Raw genomic sequence first — 16,019 nt, 5'->3', positions numbered from 1 at the left:
ACCCTGATCTGCTTTGCGCCCTCACAGGCCGCTTGCTCACCGTTGAAGCCAATAGCAAAGCACTGCCGACACTGCTGCGGGCTGCTCCATCATACACATATGCCCGGCGTCGCGTATGGGTATGTAAGCTGAATTGGGAATGCCTGCTGCGATCTCGGCGCTCAACGCTATCGGAAGAAGAACGTCTTCCGTTCCGCAGATTATCGCGGTGGGACAGGAAATGCTCGGTAAGTGGGGACGGGAGTCCGGCCGATGCAGCATGGCGATCTGCTGTGAGACATAAACGGCCTCTGGAATCGACTGTACCATAGCCTGGATTTCCTGCTCGAGATCGTGGTCCTTGGCGATGATCGGGCCGCCGAGGCGTTGGATGAAGGCGTCGATGATCTCATCCAGTTCCCCCGCGCGCGCCCGTTCGATATTCGCCTTTCGGATTTCATTCTGATCCTTCGTGTCGGGACGCGCGGACGTGCCAATGAGAGCCAGCCTGGCAACCCTTTTCGACGCTTGACGCATGATTTCAAAAGCCACATAGCCCCCGAAGGAAAATCCCACAAGCGAGAAGCGGGTGGGGGCTGAGGCCAGAACGCTTCGGGCAATATCTGGCAATAGCGACCGATTATCGAGGCGCGCGACAATCACGTCGCAAAACTCTGCAAGCGCATCGACCTGGTGCTTCCAGATCCGCTCATCGGTCATGTGCCCCGGGATGAGAACGACAGGCTCTCGGGGGCTCATCAACCGTTTTCCCGGCCTGTTTCGTCCGGCTCCGTCCATGGTGTCTCGTCGCCGCTCAGGGGCGGGTTGAAGACACAGATGAAGCGCAAGTCGCTTTTTGCGCACAGAACATGTTCGTCGTGCAGGTCAAGCGCATACAGCGTGCCGACGGTGATGGAATATCGGTTCCCCGTCGCGAGATCGATGATCTCGCCTTCCCCTGCGATGCAATAACAACTTTCCAAATGATGCGGGTAATGGAGGCGAAGCTCGGAACCTGCCTTTACGATCGTATCGTGAATGGAGTAGCCCATGCCGGCATCCGCCAGGAGCATGCGCCGGCTCTCCCATCCCGGTCCCTTCAAATGCCGCCGCTTGTCCTTGATGGTCTCGTCTATCGTCGTGACAATCATTTGATGGGCCTTTCGATAGAGGTGATAGCCTCTAGTCTCGATCAAGTTGATCTAAGGCGTGCTGGAAGTCCCTCTGCAGATCCGCGAAGCTCTCGAGGCCGACGGAGATTCGAATTAAGCCGTCGCTCACGCCATATTCTGCGCGATCGGCCTCCGTATAGGTGGAATGCGTCATGGAAGCCGGATGTTGAACGAGCGTCTCCGTCTCCCCCAAGCTAACTGCTATTCGAGCGAGGCGCAGATTGTTCATGAACTTCATGCCAGCTTTCATGCCGCCGTTCAGTTCCAACGAGATCAGGCCGCCCGGCCGACTCATCTGCCGCTCGGCGAGGTGGCGCTGGGGGAATGACGGCAGCCCGGGATAGCTTACAGTGCGTACGGCGGGATGTTCGGCGAGCATATGTGCGAGCGCGCTTGCCGAAGCTGAGTGCTGCGCCATGCGCAGGTCAAGCGTCTTCAAACCACGAAGCACCAGGAATGCCGTCAGTGGCGACATAGCCGCTCCGGTGATGGCCCGCAGTCCAACCTGTCGTGCCCGATGCAGCAGCTCGGCCCTGCCAGCCAAGAGACCGCCAATGAGGTCTCCATGACCGCCCAGGTACTTGGTCGCGGAATGCATGACGAGGTCGGCCCCAAATTCGATGGGGCGCTGCAACGCAGGTGTCGCGAACGTGTTATCAACGAACACAAGCGCTCCACCTGCATGCGCAATGTCTGAAACAGCCGCGATATCCATGATCTCGAGGCTGGGGTTGGCCGGCGTCTCAAAAAAGACAATCCTGGTCTTGGCGTTCAAGGCGGCTTGAAGCTCGCCAATATCGCGCAAGTCGACGACGCGGGTGGTTACGCCGAAGCGCGCAAGGTGCTGCGTGAAGAACGCGAAAGCGTTGCCATAGATGTGCTTGTGGATGATCACCTCTTCGCCGGCGCTGACCAGGCTCAGGACCGTTGCGCTCAGCGCAGCAATACCCGACGCGCATGCAAGGCCTGCCTCGGCACGCTCGAGATTTGCGATCCGTTCTTCCAGAAGCGTCTGAGTTGGGTTGCGCGTTCGCCCATAGATGTAAGCGGGCCGCTCGCCTCGAAACGCGGCAGAAGCCTCCTCAGCGGAATTAAAAGCGTAAGTGGCGTTGAGGAATACTGGAGGTGTGAGAGATCCATATTCGCTCATCGGATCGTATCCGTGGTGGATCGCTCGCGTTGCGAACTCCACCATATGCTCTTCATCTCTCATAGAGACTTCCCCCACCCTAGAAGATATATGGCAGTGTTCTATTGGCGTATCCCGATCTAAATTTCTTAATCGTACGGGTGCTTAGTTCGAATAGGTGTCTATCTACTTTGCCAATGTTGCCACCATAAACATGTATGCTTATGCTTGGATCGATATGCACGTTTCTAATAATGTGAACGTCTATATCCTCCGGCGACACCATCGCGACGTCGCCCGGCTGCAGAATTGAGTCGGCAAGGGGTTTTAGAAACTCCTCTTCCGTGCCGATGTAGCGGTATGTTCTTGCAAACTCCAACCCTTCATAGACGCCGATCAGGCCCCATAGGGTGTGGTCGTGGATCGGGGTTTCCAGCCCCGGGCCCAGCACGAAGCTGACAACGGAAAAACGTTCGAACGGATCGCACCAGAGAAGATAATGCTGACATCGGTTCGGGTCGCTTCGCCGGTAGGCGCGCGGAAGCCATCCGCTGTGTGTCAGCAGGTCCCGCAACAGCTCTTCGCCATCACTCAAGCAGGCGTCCTGAGGCGGATTGCCATCGAGCAGACGGGTGAACGCGCGCACGAATTCTCGGAACGGGCTCCAATCCGCCATCTGCAGAACTCCTTCTCTTCTTCTACCTGCGCGCCCGCTTGTTCCTTCCACACGTGTCCTCGAATTCGCTGCCTTACCCGGCTCGCAAAATAGCCTCACCGGTTCGGCACGTCGGCATCGCGCGTTTCAACGCGAGATCAGGGGGATAGTCATTTCTTTCAACGCCAAAGAGCGCTTGCCGCGTTTTAGAGACGCGAAGTTCTCGCTGTATCCGGCGCTATGGAGCGGCCAGGACCGCAGCGTGCCACCACCTTCGGGATGCTCGATCACGTCGGCGCCCACGTCAGCAAGAAGCATTCCGCGAAACGGACCTGCAGCAACGTTGCAAATTTCAACAACGCGCGTGCCGTTCAGCGGGAACATCAGGTCTATTTCATTCATAGAGCCGGACGTTCTGTCTAATACAGGATTGATATTATAGATATATGGAACTCATCATCGACATTTGCCTCTTCCGAGAGCTTTGTAGTTTCTCCAAAATGCGGTTTAGGCCCCTATTTTGTTGTGGTTTTGCTGCAAGAGTTCGCCGTCGTGAGGTCGTGCCTCATTGACAGCCATGAACGTTATCACATATCGTGCGGCAATCAACAATAAATAGACTAATGTTCTAATATTTAGAACGCGAGGGAGGGAAAGGCAATGTTTCCGAGGACATGGAGTATCGGAGTTGCTGCGGTGGCCGGCATGGCATGGGTCATGGCCGCGCACGCAGAAGAGCGCTTCACCGGTGACGTTGTCCGGATCGGTGTACTGGGCGATTTGTCCGGCATCTATGCCGACCTCAGCGGATTGGGGTCCGTCGAAGCAGCCAAGATGGCAGTGGAGGATTTCGGCGGAACTGTTGTCGACAAGAAGATCGAAGTAATATCGGCCGACATGCAGAACAAGCCTGATGTCGCAGCCGTGACGGCTCGCGAGTGGTACGATAGCGGTGTTGACCTTATTCTCGAAGGGGGGAATTCAGCTGGAGCGCTTGCTGTTGCCGCCCTTTCTACAGAAAAGAAGAAGATGTATATGCCCTCGGCGCCAGGAACGACCGCGCTGACGAACGAGAGTTGTGGGCCTTACATTGTCCATTACACCTACGATACTTTTGCGCTGGCAAATGTCGCTGCGCGCGCCTTCTTGAAGCAGGGCAAGAAGGACTGGTTCTTCATCACGACGGACTATGCTTTCGGCCACTCGCTTCAGGGGAACGCGGCAAGGATCCTCGAGGCGAACGGCGGAAAGGTCGTGGGCTCGGTGCTCCATCCGGTCGGAACGACGGAGTTTTCTTCGTACGTTCTACAGGCGCAAAGCTCCAGGGCTCCAGTGGTTGCCTTGGCGACGGGTGCCCAGGACACACAAAACATCCTTAAAGCTGCTGCCGAATTCGGAGCTTTGCAGAACCAGGAATTCCTGGCTTTGATCATGTTCGTGACGGACGTCCACGCCATGGGGATCGAGAATGTCCAAGGCATGCTCTTCACGAGTGCCTGGTATTGGGACCTCAACGACGCCACGAGGGCATTCTCGAAGCGGTTCTTCGACAGGCATGGCAAAATGCCCACCAGCGCTCAAGCAGGCAATTACTCCGCGGTTCTCACTTATCTAAACGCCGTTCGAGCAGCCGGCACTGACGATGCGGATGCCGTCATGGCCGAAATGCGCAAGATGAGAATCAACGACATGTTCGCCGAGAATGGCTACGTTCGGAAGGATGGCCGGTTTATTCATGACATGTATCTTGTCCAGGTAAAAAGACCTAAAGATTCCAAATATCCGTGGGACTATTTTAATGTGATCGAGAAGATCTCTGGAGATGATGCTTTCCAACCTTTGAGCGAGTCGAAATGTCCGCTGGTGAAAGGTTAGAGGCTGTTAAGGCCTGCGGGTTCTGATCTCAACCGCAGGGGCATGCGTCGGGAGGGCATCGCCAGGTATCATTGATCCTCCTGATGGACCTCGGCGGGGGCGCTCATCCCGAACGCTTGAGGTCCGATCCGAAGACATGGGCGCAATAGCGATCGAGGCCGGCACTGTCGTAACGAGGACCCTTCCAGCCGACATGCTTGTCGGGGCGAATGAGATAGGCATCGGCGCCGTAAGTCTTCTGGTAGGCGCCGGTGCTATCCCTCAGCACCGCGGCGCCGACCACGTCGCCTATGGCATGTTCCGGCGGCGCCACGAGAACGACGCGGATGCGTTCGCCCCAGGCCTGCTTCAGCCCACCGATGCGCGCTTCCGCGGCGGCTGCCTCGGCGGGCGCGTCCACCCACGCCAGCAGCACATGGCTGGTGCCGCGCAGCATGTCGAACAGGCGCAGGGGCGCGCCAACACCCTCCCGGACGAGGCCGGTGACATCGGGGGCACGGTCGCCGGCGGCCGGTCCGGACAGGTTGCGGCCATCATCGTGCACCCATGAACTGGCACGGTAGGAGATCAAGAGCTGCGTGTCGGCCATGCGGTCCCGCTTGCCGCCGCCGCGGCCCATTTGCAGGCTCGCCTCCCGGGTACGGGCGATGACGTCGGCGCCCACCGGCCGCCGCTCCTCCTCATAGCTGTCGAGCAGGGCCGGGTCGGCAAGGCCATTGGCAACGAGGGCAAGCTTCCAGGCGAGATTATAGGCGTCCTGAATGCCCGTGTTCATGCCCTGCCCGCCGGTGGGTGGGTGGATGTGGGCTGCATCCCCCGCAATGAATAGGCGACCTTTCCGGTAGCGCTGCGCCAGCCGCATGCTGATGCGGAAGTTGGATGACCAGCGAAGATCGGACAGGCGCGCCGGCTGGGGCAGCAGACGATCCGCCACCGCCTGCAGGGCCGAGAGCGGCGGTCCCGGCCGTTCCGTCTGCAAGCCGTGCTCGGTTTCGCCGGGCTGGTCGGCCGCCGCATCTTCTCCGGCCAGCATGGAAACGCGATAACGGTTGCGTTCCGGCAGGGGTATGGCGATGAACATGTCCGGTGCGCTGTCTTCCTTCGGGTCCAGGCAGAACAAGGCGTAGCCCCGCGGCAGAGCTGCTTGCGGATCGGCCCAGGCGATGTGGACGTCGCCGAGCATGAAGGAAAAGGGAAAGGCATCACCCTCGAAGCCGATGCCAGCCACGTGGCGCACTGCGCTGTGGGCGCCGTCGCAGCCGATGACGTAGTCGAAATCCGCGGTCTCGCTGCGGCCGTCCGCATGGCTGAGGCTGACGGCCACGCTTCCGTCACCTTCGATGGCCGAAACCAGCTCGACACCGCGCTCCACCGCGATGCCGTGCCGCGCAAGCTGGCCGGTGAGCAGCCGCTCCGTTTCATATTGCGGCAGGCCGAGCTCGGCATAGGGCAGATCCGCGAAGTCATTGGCCTGATCGGGCAGGCTGCGCCCGGCGATGATCATGCGCGTGCCGCGGAGCCACAAGCCAGCGTCAATCGCATCGCGCACAAGGCCCATGTCGTCCCAAACCTCCAGTGTGCGGGGCGTGACCCCGATCGCCCGGCAATAGGGCAAGGGCACGGGGGCCTTGTCGATGATGCGCGCCCGGGTGCCATGACGGGCCAGTTCCGCGGCCAAGGTCAGCCCCACCGGCCCCGCGCCAACCACCAATAGTCCCGCCATCGCAGCCCTCCTGCACCTCAGTTCCCGCTCAGCCTAACCATAAGCGAAGCCATTGTCATTGCTGGGGGATTGGCGCGGGCCGTCCACGCGGACAAAATCTCTCGACCGAAGCGAAATTTCCCCTTGATTGTAACGGACGTTTTCTCCATATCGGGATCTGCCCAGAGTCGCACGTGCCTGTGGGCGCCCGCCGGCATCGGCCCAAGCCAGATGGCTGCCGATGAACCACCGGTCAGGTACACGGTTCCTGGAACCGAGCGTGACCCCGAAGGGGTCGCGGGGCGCCTTGAAGCAACGACGGTGCGGGCTTTTTTGGTCTCGGTCTGACCGTCCATAGGTCAGCGTTACTAAAGAGGCACACCATCCTTGCCTGCAGTGCGGTTGGGCTCATCCCCACCAATCCAAGGCATCCACATCGGGACCGTTCTGAACGCCATGGGCGTTTGGCCGGTCCGAAGGCTGAGTTCAGGAGCCTTCAGCACGGTTTCCACCGTCGTGCGTAGGCAATGGGATTCCGCTCCTAGACACCTTGTTGGCTTTGGGAGACCCCATTATGGCAACCGCCCGCATCCTCGATTTCCTCGCCGACCGACGACCCGCGAGCCCATGCCTGGTGCTCGACCTGGAGGTGGTGCGCGAGAACTATGCCTCGTTCCGTCGTGCCTTGCCCGACGCGGCGATCTACTACGCGGTCAAGGCCAATCCGGATCCGCAGATCCTGTCGCTGCTGGCAGAGCTCGGCTCGTGCTTCGACACCGCCTCGGTGCCGGAAATCGACATGGCGCTGGCGGCTGGCGCCGGCCCGGAGCGCATCTCCTTCGGCAATACGATCAAGAAGGAGCGCGACATCGCCGCCGCCCATGAGCGGGGCGTGAGCCTGTTTGCCGTGGACAGCGTCGGGGAGGTCGAAAAGATCGCCAGGGCTGCCCCCGGCGCGCGGGTGTTCTGCCGCATCCTCACGGACGGCGCCGGCGCCGAGTGGCCGCTGTCGCGCAAGTTCGGCTGCGACCCGGAGATGGCGGTTGACGTGCTGTTGCGGGCGCACGAGCTAGGCCTGCGCGCCTATGGCGTGTCGTTCCACGTGGGCTCGCAGCAGTGCAACGTGGATGGCTGGGACGAAGCCCTGGGCCAGAGCGCCGTAATCTTCCGGCGGATGGCGGAGCATGGCATCCAGCTCGGCATGGTCAACCTGGGCGGCGGCTTCCCGACCCGTTATCTCAAGGACATTCCGGAGATGACGGCCTATGGGCAAGGCATCGCACGGGCGATCTCCCGGCATTTCGGCAATGCCATCCCGGAGACGATCATCGAGCCGGGCCGCGGCATGGTAGGCGACGCCGGAGTGATCAAGGCGGAAGTGGTGCTGGTGTCGCGCAAGCATGCGGATGACGATGTCCGCTGGGTGTATCTCGATATCGGCAAGTTCGGCGGGCTGGCGGAGACCATGGAAGAGGCGATCCGCTATCCCATTCTGACGCCGCACGACGGTGGTGAGATGGCCCCTTGCATCATTGCCGGGCCGACCTGCGACTCCGCCGACGTGCTGTATGAGAAGACGCCGTATATGCTGCCGATCGCGCTCACGATCGGCGACGAGGTGCTGATCGACAAGGCCGGCGCCTATACGACGACCTACTCCTCCGTCGGCTTCAACGGCTTTCCGCCGCTGAAGTATTATGTGATCTAGTCATCTTCTTCCTGCATTCTCGAAAGCGCCACTGCCGGGTGATGCCCGGCGGTGGTGTCGAGATTTTTTGCGCGCGAGGTTGTCTTATGAACGCGACGCCATCCTGGCCCGTCCACGGCACCATCACCGGCCCGGTGGTGATGATCGGCTACGGCTCGATCGGACAAGGCACATTGCCGCTCATCGAGCGGCACTTCCAATTCGACCGGTCGCGGCTGGTGGTGATCGACCCGGACAATACTCATCAGGCCGATCTCGAGGCACGGGGCATCCGGTTCGTGCATGAGGCGGTGACGCGCGACAACTACCGCGCGCTGCTGACACCACTTTTGACCGAGGGCAGCGGCCAGGGGTTCTGCGTGAACCTCTCGGTCGATACCTCCTCGCGCGATCTGATGCGGCTCACCCGCGAGCTGGGCGTGCTCTATATCGACACGGTGGTGGAGCCGTGGCTTGGGTTCTATTTCGATACCTCGCTCAGCAATGCCGAGCGCACGAATTATGCGCTGCGTGAGAGCATTCGGCGCGAGCGGCTGGCCAATCCGGGTGGCACCACCGCCGTGTCTTGCTGCGGCGCCAATCCGGGCATGGTCTCATGGTTCGTGAAGAAGGCGCTGCTCGACATCGCCGAGGCGCTGGGCATGGAGGTTGCCATGCCGTCCTCACGCGAGGGCTGGGCCCAACTCATGCAGCAAGTGGGCGTGAAGGGCATTCACATCGCCGAGCGGGACACACAGGTGGCGAAGACGCCGAAGCCGCTGGGCGCCTTCTGGAACACCTGGTCGGTGGAAGGTTTTCTGGCGGAGGGCCTGCAGCCGGCCGAGCTCGGCTGGGGTACGCATGAACGCTGGTGGCCGGCCAATGCCTTCAGCCACGACAGCGGGTGCCAGGCGGCGATCTACCTGAACCAGCCGGGGGCGGCGACGCGGGTGCGCAGCTGGTGCCCGACTCCGGGGCCGCAATTCGGGTTCTTGGTGACCCATAACGAGGCGATCTCGATTGCGGACTATTTCACCCTCCGCAACGGCGATGACGTGGTCTATCGCCCGACCTGTCACTATGCCTATCACCCCTGCAATGACGCGGTGCTGTCGCTGAACGAGCTGTTCGGCGCGGCGGCGCAGGTGCAAGAGACGCTGCATGTGCTGACGGAGGAGGAGATCCTCACCGGATGCGACGAGCTTGGGGTGCTGCTCTATGGCCATGCCAAGAATGCCTATTGGTACGGCTCGCAGCTGTCGATCGAGGAAACACGGCAGCTGGCGCCGGCCCAAAGCGCAACCGGGCTGCAGGTGACGTCCGCGGTGATGGCCGGCATGGTGTGGGCGCTGGAAAATCCGGAGGCCGGCATCGTCGAGGCAGACGACATGGACCATGTGCGCTGCCTGGAGGTGCAGATGCCCTATCTCGGGCCGGTAAAGGGATACTTCACGGACTGGACCCCACTCGCCCATCGGCCGGGGCTATTTCCAGAGGATCTCGACGCCAGCGATCCCTGGCAGTTCCGCAACATCCTGGTGCACGAGCCGCGTTGAAGCGAGCTTTCCGCGGCGGCTTGGCGATGGCCCCTCCGTTCACCTGATCAGAGCCGATACTGCTTTGAATTGCGGATCGGCGGAGGTGGCCAGCCATTCGAACAGCACCATTTCCGTGGTGACGATTTCGACGCCGTTGGCGGCGAGGCGGACCAGCGCGGTTTCCTTCGACTCTGCCCGGCGGGAGCCGACCGCATCACGCACCACGAATACCTCGCGCCCTTGCGCTCGCAGGCCTAAGGCCGTCTGCGCGACACAGATATGCGCTTCGCAGCCAGACAGCACGATCTGCTCGCGGTTGCCGAGCGCCTCGGCAAATCCGGTGGCGGGGCAGGCTGCAAAGCTCACCTTCTCGACCACCATTTCATTGCCTGCGAGTTCCGGCAGGGTTGGGCCGAGCCCACGCGGGTTCTGTTCCGTGCGCAGCGCGGGCACGTCGAGCAGGCGTGCCGCTTTGAGCAATCGCACGGCATTGGCTATCACGGCTCCGCTCTGATCGATGACGGGCATGAGCCTCTCCTGAAAGTCGATCAGCAGGAGCAGCGAGCGGGAGCGGTCGAGCAGGGGCATGGGTCAGGCCTCACGGTTCCTCGTCCGGAATTGTCGCTGCTGTTGCTCGGACCGCAAGCCAAAATCAATATTGCCATGCACGCGGTCCCTAACTGCATCTGCGATGCAGATTTCCGACACCCAATGCAAAAGGCGCCCCGGTCTGGGAAAGGTCTTCGCGATGCGGCCGGACCGTGGCAGAATGTCCTCCCACGAGTGTTGCACTTGGCACGCTTTCATGTTCCCTTAGGGCGCGATGGGACAGGCGGGCTGATTCCTCCTTATTGAGGACACAATTCCCCGTCGATCTTGTTCGCGTTGCGATCGAGGCAATGAAGCACGCAGGTATGCATCAGCACCTTGCGAGGAGCTTGAGGTTGAGCGGGATCCATCAAGTAAGCGCTGCAATTTTGCTTTCCGCAGGTCTTGTTGCCTGCACGACCACCGGGAACAGCCCGGTTGCCTACCAGCCGGCGACAACGGCGACACCGGCGAGCGTGTCGCCCGGGGAGGCGAACGTTCCCTCCTACCGCCTGGGGTCGGGCGACAAGCTGCGGGTGATCGTTTTCGGCGAGAATGATCTCTCGGGCGAGTTCGAGCTGGATGCGAGCGGCTCGTTTTCCCTGCCGCTGGTGGGGCAGATCAACGCAAATGGTCTTACGGCGAGAGAGGTCGAGGAACGGATAGCGGCAAAGTTGCGAGATGGTTATCTCCGCAATCCGAGCGTGAGCGTTGAGGTTCTCAATTACCGGCCCTTCTACATTCATGGGGAAGTGAAGTCCGCCGGCGAGTATCCATACACGAACGGCCTGACATTGCAGGCGGCGGTGGCCAAGGCTGGCGGCTACACGTATCGCGCAAATACAACCGTCGCTTATATCCGCCGTGCCAACGCGACCACTGAGCAATCCTACAATCTGGACCGCCCGATCGAAATCCTCCCGGGCGACACCATCCGCATCGCGGAAAGATTCTTCTGACGAGCCTGGCAAGCCTGCTTTCCAGACCACGTTTTGGGGCAGGCTTTGCTGCGCTGCAAAAACGGAATGGTCCGCCCCATTCTTGCCGCGGCAATTCTGGTTTATGTTTGATGTTAAAGTGGTGGAGAATTTCCAGGCTAGATTTTCCCGGGCTGAAGCAAAAAACCAGTTTAGACTTTGCGCGTTCTTAGGAGAGGCGTTCCGAATGCGCATGGTCTTGTTCAAATTATCAATATAGCCGCGCAGTTCTCCAGCAGGCACGCATCGTGGATTGTATGCTCCGTCGGCGAAGCATTAATCATTCGTATAGGAACTTGTGCAAGAACGCCTCACCGCGGGGCCGATATGCCTGGAATGGGATTATTTGCTCTTGACGGGGCTGTCTGAATCCGTAAACCTTTCCGCAAGTTTGAGAATGGCGGGGTTGGCATTCTCATTCCTCGAAGCTGGGCCGTCTGGGCGCTTCATCCGAACGCAGGAGTGAGCGGGATGTTCAAAGGAATGCGAAATTCGTTTCTCGTGGTGGGCATTGCGGTAGGCAGTGTGTTGGCCGTGTCTGCAACCGAGGCCTCTGCGGCCACGCCGAGAATTTTTGCACTGAGCAACTTCGGCCAGTTCGGTGGCAAGCCTACCTCTTTCGGCACGGACTCGGTCTTCTCTACAGACCGTGTGGCTGGGCGCAGCAGCCGCGGCGTCCAAACAGCCGCCCTGTCTTCACCGTCCAGTCCGTCGGCCTCCGCAAGGCTAGGCGCCGCGCGGGTGAACCCGGGTGAGATCCGCGACATTATCGGCGACCTGAGGGAAGCGGTGCGGGACCGCGACAGGGAGGCCGTGCGTAACTCCATTCGCGCCCTTGTTGCACTCATCCGTAGAGCGGTCAGCCCCAACTGAGCTGACCGTTGTTCCGGTGTTCTGCTCTAAGTAGCCGTCGAACAGTAATGCTGGACGGGCAATGAAGCACTGTCATCCGCTGGCCGCCTGTGGTGCCGTGCTGCTGGCTGGCCTCGGAGCGGCCAGCCCAGTTGCTGCACAGACAGTGTCTGAGCTCTATAGAGGCACGGTCGTTACGAAGAGCCCCGCTGAAGCAGAGGCCGTCCGGAACCGTCGACACGAGGAGTATGACCCGGTCGGCGGCCGGATCGGCACCTATTTCCTCTATCCTTGGCTGGCGGATACGGTTGTCTACGACGACAACGTCTATGCGACGCCCAAGAACGCAATCACTGATGGTGCCAACGTCGTCAACGGTGGCCTGCTCGCGCTTTCCAATTTTCCGCGGCATGCCCTGAATTTTCGGTTCGACTTCGACAACTACAACTACTTCAAGGAAACGCGGCAGGACCGCTTCGATGCTCGGGGGGTCGCGCAGTGGCGCCTCGACTTTGCCGAGAACCTGCAGATGCTCGGCTATGCCAGGGCAGAGCGCGGCCACGAGCGGCCGGGTTCGCTGGAGGCGCCCAGCAATGCGTTGGAACCGGTGCCCTATAATTTGTTCGAAGCGGGAACGACGCTTCAGAAGCGGTTCAATCGGCTGACCGGCTCCGTCACCGGTACGGTCGCGACGATCAGCTACGAAAACGTTCCTGCCACCGGTGGCGGCACGCTGAAGCAGCATTACCGTGACGGGCAGACCTATACGCTTGGCACGAAATGGGGATATGAGTTCTCGCCCGGCTATGCGGTGTTCGGGCTGCTTGAGGGCAACACGCGCGACTACAACAAGGACGGGTACGGGCGGAGTTCCGACGGCTTCATGGCGCTTGCCGGCGTGGAGATGGACGTGACGGCCCTGATCCACGGCGAGTTCGGCGCCGGCTACCTTGTCCAGGACTATGACAAAAAGGGTCTGAAGGACATCGATGCCTGGGCCATGCGCGGCGCATTGGTCTACAACCCCACAGGGCTCATGACCTTTACCGCCCTGGCGGAACGGCGCGTGGCTGAAACCATTCAGACCGGTGCTTCCGGCCGCCTGGATACGGTGCTTGCGCTGACGCTCGATTACGAGCTTTTGAGGAATCTGATCCTTTCGCCTTACATTAGCTACATTCATAGCGATTATGAAGGCAGCGGCCGCAAGGACAATGTGGTCGAGACGGGGATCAACGCGGATTACCTGATCAATCGGATGTTTTCCGCGAGTCTGTTCTATGAGTACAAAGACAGAAATTCGAACTTCGCTACCTATGATTATACGCGAAACTACGCGGGTATAGGCTTGAAGGCGCGGTTCTGAGGCGGATTAGGAGCTGATTCTTCTTGTCCGCGCGTGGGTTGTGTTGGTCCCGGCTAGGTGCCGCGGTTGCCGTGACCCGCAAATGAGATCGTCATCCTTCGAGCAGATCCCGGGTCGGCCTTCGGGGCGATTGGCTTGCTCGCCGCGGCCCTCACGTTGGCGGAAGCGAGCCGGAGATCGAGGCCGGGCGGTCATGACGTAGGCGGTTCGTGGAGTGCATGAGCGGGATGATTGCCTAGCGCAGTCATCTGCGGGAGAGCCTGATAGATGCTGATGAAGGCCGACTTGCCTCGCGTCGAGGATACGGAGATCGATCTTCGCGAGATTGGCCGTGCGCTGTTGCGGCGTTGGCGCCTCATCGTGGGAACCGTTGCCGTCGGGTTTGCTCTGGTCACGCTTTACCTGCTGGTGGCGACTCCCCTCTACACGGCTACGGCCAGCATTCTAATCGACACGCGCAGCAAGAACATCGTGGATGCCGAGGCCGTGCTCGCGGGGCTGAGCGCGGACACTTCAGCCATTGACAGCCAGGTAGAGCTGATCAAATCGCCGACCGCGGCACTGCGCGTCGCCGACAAACTGCGCCTCGACCGCGATCCGGATTTTGCGCCCGGCGAGGGTTCGTCCTTTTGGAGCTCGATCACCGGCCTTTTCGCGGCCGAAGAAGCCGAACCGTCGCCAAGTCAGACCACATCGTCGGACGGCCTGTCGACCGAGCGCGCGGCCCTTGCATCCACAGTCCTTGCTGGGCTTGACGTTCAGCGGCAGGGCCGGACCTATGTGTTGACCATAAGCTACACGGCCAAATCGCCTGAAAAGGCGGCGCGCATCGCGAACGCCTTTGCCAGTGAGTATCTGGTCGACCAGCTGGAGGCGCGGTTCCAGGCCACCAAATTGGCGACCGACTGGCTCAACGATCGTCTCGCTGCGCTGCGCACGACCGTTCAGGCATCCGAGAATGCGGTTGAGCTCTACAAGCAGCAAAACAACCTCGTCAGCACGGGTGGTCAGGATCTCTATGAACAGCAACTGGGGCAGCTGAACGAGCAGCTCGTGCTGGCGCGGGCCGACGTTGCCGAGAAGAAGGCGCGCCTAGACAGCGTGGAGCAGCTTCTGCAGGGCTCGAACCGGGTTGAGGCGCTGCAGTCGGTGCTGCGCTCCGAGGTGATTGGCACACTCCGAACGCAGCAGTCGGCCATCGCGGGGCGCGAGGCAGAGCTGACCACCCGCTATGGCAGCAAGCATCCTCAAGTCATCAATATCCGCGCGCAGAGGGCGGATATCGAGCGGCAGATCAATCTCGAGATCCAGCGGATCGTCGCGAACATCCGCAATGACTACGAGGTCGCGGTAAGCCGGGAGCAGTCGCTTCATGCCAGCCTGAACGAACTGCAGGGTGGTGTCGAAAAGAACCAGGCGGCCAGCATCAGGTTGCGCGAGCTCGAGCGCGAGGCAAACGCCAACCGGGCGCTCTATGAAGCGTTTCTCAACCGCTTCAAGGAGGTCTCGCAGCAGGAGACCCTGCAAGCACCCGAAGCGCGTGTGATCGCCCAGGCTGCTCCGCCCGCATTCCCGAGCTTTCCGAACAAGAAGCTGATCCTCGCCATTGCGCTGGTCGGGTTCACCGGCATTGGCGTTGGACTGGCCTTCCTGATGGAATATCTCGACGACAGCTTCAAGACCGCCAGCCAAGTCGAGGACTATCTGAAGCTGCCCACGCTTGCGACCGTGCCGATCATCTCTGCCACGCAGCTCAAGGGCGAGGGGCGGCCGATCCCGGTCGAGAAATTCGCGGTGCACAAACCGCTCTCCACCTATGCCGAAGCCATTCGCGCCCTGAAGATGGAGGTGCTGCTGTCGAATATCGACCAGCCGCCGCGCGTGGTGATGGTGACGTCCGCCGTGCCGGGTGAAGGCAAGACGACACTTTCATCCAACCTGGCTTCCTTCGCCGCTCATACGGGGATGAAGGTCCTGCTCATGGATGCGGACCTGCGCTCGCCGGCATTGACCAACCGGTGGTTGGGGCAGGAAGCAAAGAAGCATCCTGGCCTGGTCGAATTCCTGGTGGGAGAGGTCAGCCGGGAGCAGGTTCTGTTGAAGGATCCCAGCACCAACCTGCATTTCCTGCCGGCGTCGCACAAGGTGCAGAACACCGCCGAGGTGCTCGAGTCCGCCAAGATGCGCGACTGGTTGCGGCTTGCTCGGGAGCAGTACGATCTCGTGGTGATCGACAGTTCGCCGGTGACCCCAGTCGTTGACTCGCGCGTGCTGGCCAAGGACGTGGATTCGGTCCTTCTCATCATCGAGTGGGATAGGACTCCGCGGGAGCTGGTGATGACGGCGGTGAAGAATCTGGGGCCGAGCTCGAACAAGATTGCCGGCATCGCCCTGAACAAGGTCAACGTGCGCAAGATGGCGAGCTATGCGCCCTATGGTTATGGCGCCGCTTACGGCAAGTATCCGCAGTATTACGGCAGTAATGACTAGGGAGTGCCG

The 16,019-nt window shown here is 60.7% G+C and carries 14 protein-coding genes; 7 read left to right on the top strand and 7 right to left on the bottom strand.

The annotated features are described in order from the left end of the window. Nucleotides 1-36: 36 nt before the first annotated feature. The 5 genes from E4P09_RS12170 to E4P09_RS12150 form a co-directional block, all read right to left on the bottom strand. The gene (locus tag E4P09_RS12170) at nucleotides 37-738 is read right to left on the bottom strand and encodes an alpha/beta fold hydrolase (protein WP_170984391.1); all 702 of its coding nucleotides are present in this window, start codon (nucleotides 736-738) and stop codon (nucleotides 37-39) included. Beyond that, nucleotides 738-1,130 (bottom strand): ectoine synthase, encoded by a 393-nt coding sequence (locus tag E4P09_RS12165; protein ID WP_137389857.1) that lies wholly within the window; start codon nucleotides 1,128-1,130, stop codon nucleotides 738-740. Before E4P09_RS12165 ends, E4P09_RS12170 begins: the two co-directional genes overlap by 1 nt. A 31-nt stretch (nucleotides 1,131-1,161) precedes the next feature. Continuing rightward, the gene (locus E4P09_RS12160; protein WP_137389856.1) at nucleotides 1,162-2,364 is read right to left on the bottom strand and encodes a trans-sulfuration enzyme family protein; all 1,203 of its coding nucleotides are present in this window, start codon (nucleotides 2,362-2,364) and stop codon (nucleotides 1,162-1,164) included. 16 nt (nucleotides 2,365-2,380) lie between these two features. Next, a complete protein-coding gene (locus E4P09_RS12155) occupies nucleotides 2,381-2,956 on the bottom strand; it encodes a cysteine dioxygenase family protein (RefSeq protein ID WP_137389855.1) in 576 nt (191 codons plus the stop codon). A gap of 126 nt (nucleotides 2,957-3,082) precedes the next feature. Next, nucleotides 3,083-3,319: a CoA transferase gene (locus E4P09_RS12150; RefSeq protein WP_170984434.1), complete on the bottom strand. Its 237-nt coding sequence runs from the start codon at nucleotides 3,317-3,319 to the stop codon at nucleotides 3,083-3,085. A 276-nt stretch (nucleotides 3,320-3,595) separates the two neighbouring features. On the opposite strand from E4P09_RS12150, the gene E4P09_RS12145 reads away from it, so the two are divergent. After that, on the top strand, nucleotides 3,596-4,810 hold the full coding sequence (locus tag E4P09_RS12145; RefSeq protein ID WP_137389854.1) for an ABC transporter substrate-binding protein: 1,215 nt from the start codon (nucleotides 3,596-3,598) through the stop codon (nucleotides 4,808-4,810). Nucleotides 4,811-4,913: 103 nt separating this feature from the next. Here E4P09_RS12145 and E4P09_RS12140 read toward each other — a convergent pair whose 3' ends face one another. After that, on the bottom strand, nucleotides 4,914-6,533 hold the full coding sequence (locus E4P09_RS12140; RefSeq protein ID WP_137389853.1) for an FAD-dependent monooxygenase: 1,620 nt from the start codon (nucleotides 6,531-6,533) through the stop codon (nucleotides 4,914-4,916). Nucleotides 6,534-7,086: 553 nt separating this feature from the next. On the opposite strand from E4P09_RS12140, the gene E4P09_RS12135 reads away from it, so the two are divergent. Then, on the top strand, nucleotides 7,087-8,220 hold the full coding sequence (locus E4P09_RS12135; RefSeq protein ID WP_137389852.1) for a type III PLP-dependent enzyme: 1,134 nt from the start codon (nucleotides 7,087-7,089) through the stop codon (nucleotides 8,218-8,220). 86 nt (nucleotides 8,221-8,306) lie between these two features. Then, entirely contained in the window at nucleotides 8,307-9,755 is a 1,449-nt protein-coding gene (locus E4P09_RS12130; RefSeq protein WP_137389851.1) for a homospermidine synthase, read from the top strand. A gap of 39 nt (nucleotides 9,756-9,794) precedes the next feature. On the opposite strand, the gene E4P09_RS12125 is transcribed toward E4P09_RS12130, so the two are convergent. After that, nucleotides 9,795-10,325, bottom strand: a complete 531-nt coding sequence (locus E4P09_RS12125; protein ID WP_137389850.1) for an isochorismatase family protein — start codon at nucleotides 10,323-10,325, stop codon at nucleotides 9,795-9,797. Between the two features lie 356 nt (nucleotides 10,326-10,681). Between E4P09_RS12125 and E4P09_RS12120 the strand changes: the two genes are divergently transcribed. The 4 genes from E4P09_RS12120 to E4P09_RS12105 all read left to right on the top strand — a co-directional run bounded on the left by E4P09_RS12120 (nucleotide 10,682) and on the right by E4P09_RS12105 (nucleotide 16,010). Beyond that, nucleotides 10,682-11,284 (top strand): polysaccharide biosynthesis/export family protein, encoded by a 603-nt coding sequence (locus tag E4P09_RS12120; RefSeq protein ID WP_205042092.1) that lies wholly within the window; start codon nucleotides 10,682-10,684, stop codon nucleotides 11,282-11,284. A gap of 501 nt (nucleotides 11,285-11,785) precedes the next feature. Beyond that, on the top strand, nucleotides 11,786-12,175 hold the full coding sequence (locus tag E4P09_RS12115) for a hypothetical protein (protein ID WP_137389849.1): 390 nt from the start codon (nucleotides 11,786-11,788) through the stop codon (nucleotides 12,173-12,175). Between the two features lie 61 nt (nucleotides 12,176-12,236). After that, complete coding sequence (locus E4P09_RS12110; protein ID WP_137389848.1) at nucleotides 12,237-13,520, top strand: outer membrane beta-barrel protein; 1,284 nt, start codon at nucleotides 12,237-12,239, stop codon at nucleotides 13,518-13,520. 267 nt (nucleotides 13,521-13,787) lie between these two features. After that, nucleotides 13,788-16,010, top strand: coding sequence for a GumC family protein (locus E4P09_RS12105; RefSeq protein WP_137389847.1), 2,223 nt, complete (start codon nucleotides 13,788-13,790; stop codon nucleotides 16,008-16,010). Nucleotides 16,011-16,019 lie beyond the last annotated feature (9 nt).

Origin of the sequence: Rhodoligotrophos defluvii (genome assembly GCF_005281615.1) — a bacterium.
GTDB lineage: Bacteria > Pseudomonadota > Alphaproteobacteria > Rhizobiales > Im1 > Rhodoligotrophos > Rhodoligotrophos defluvii.
Note: the sequence above shows the minus strand (reverse complement) of the source record. Positions and strands in the feature narration are given on the sequence as shown.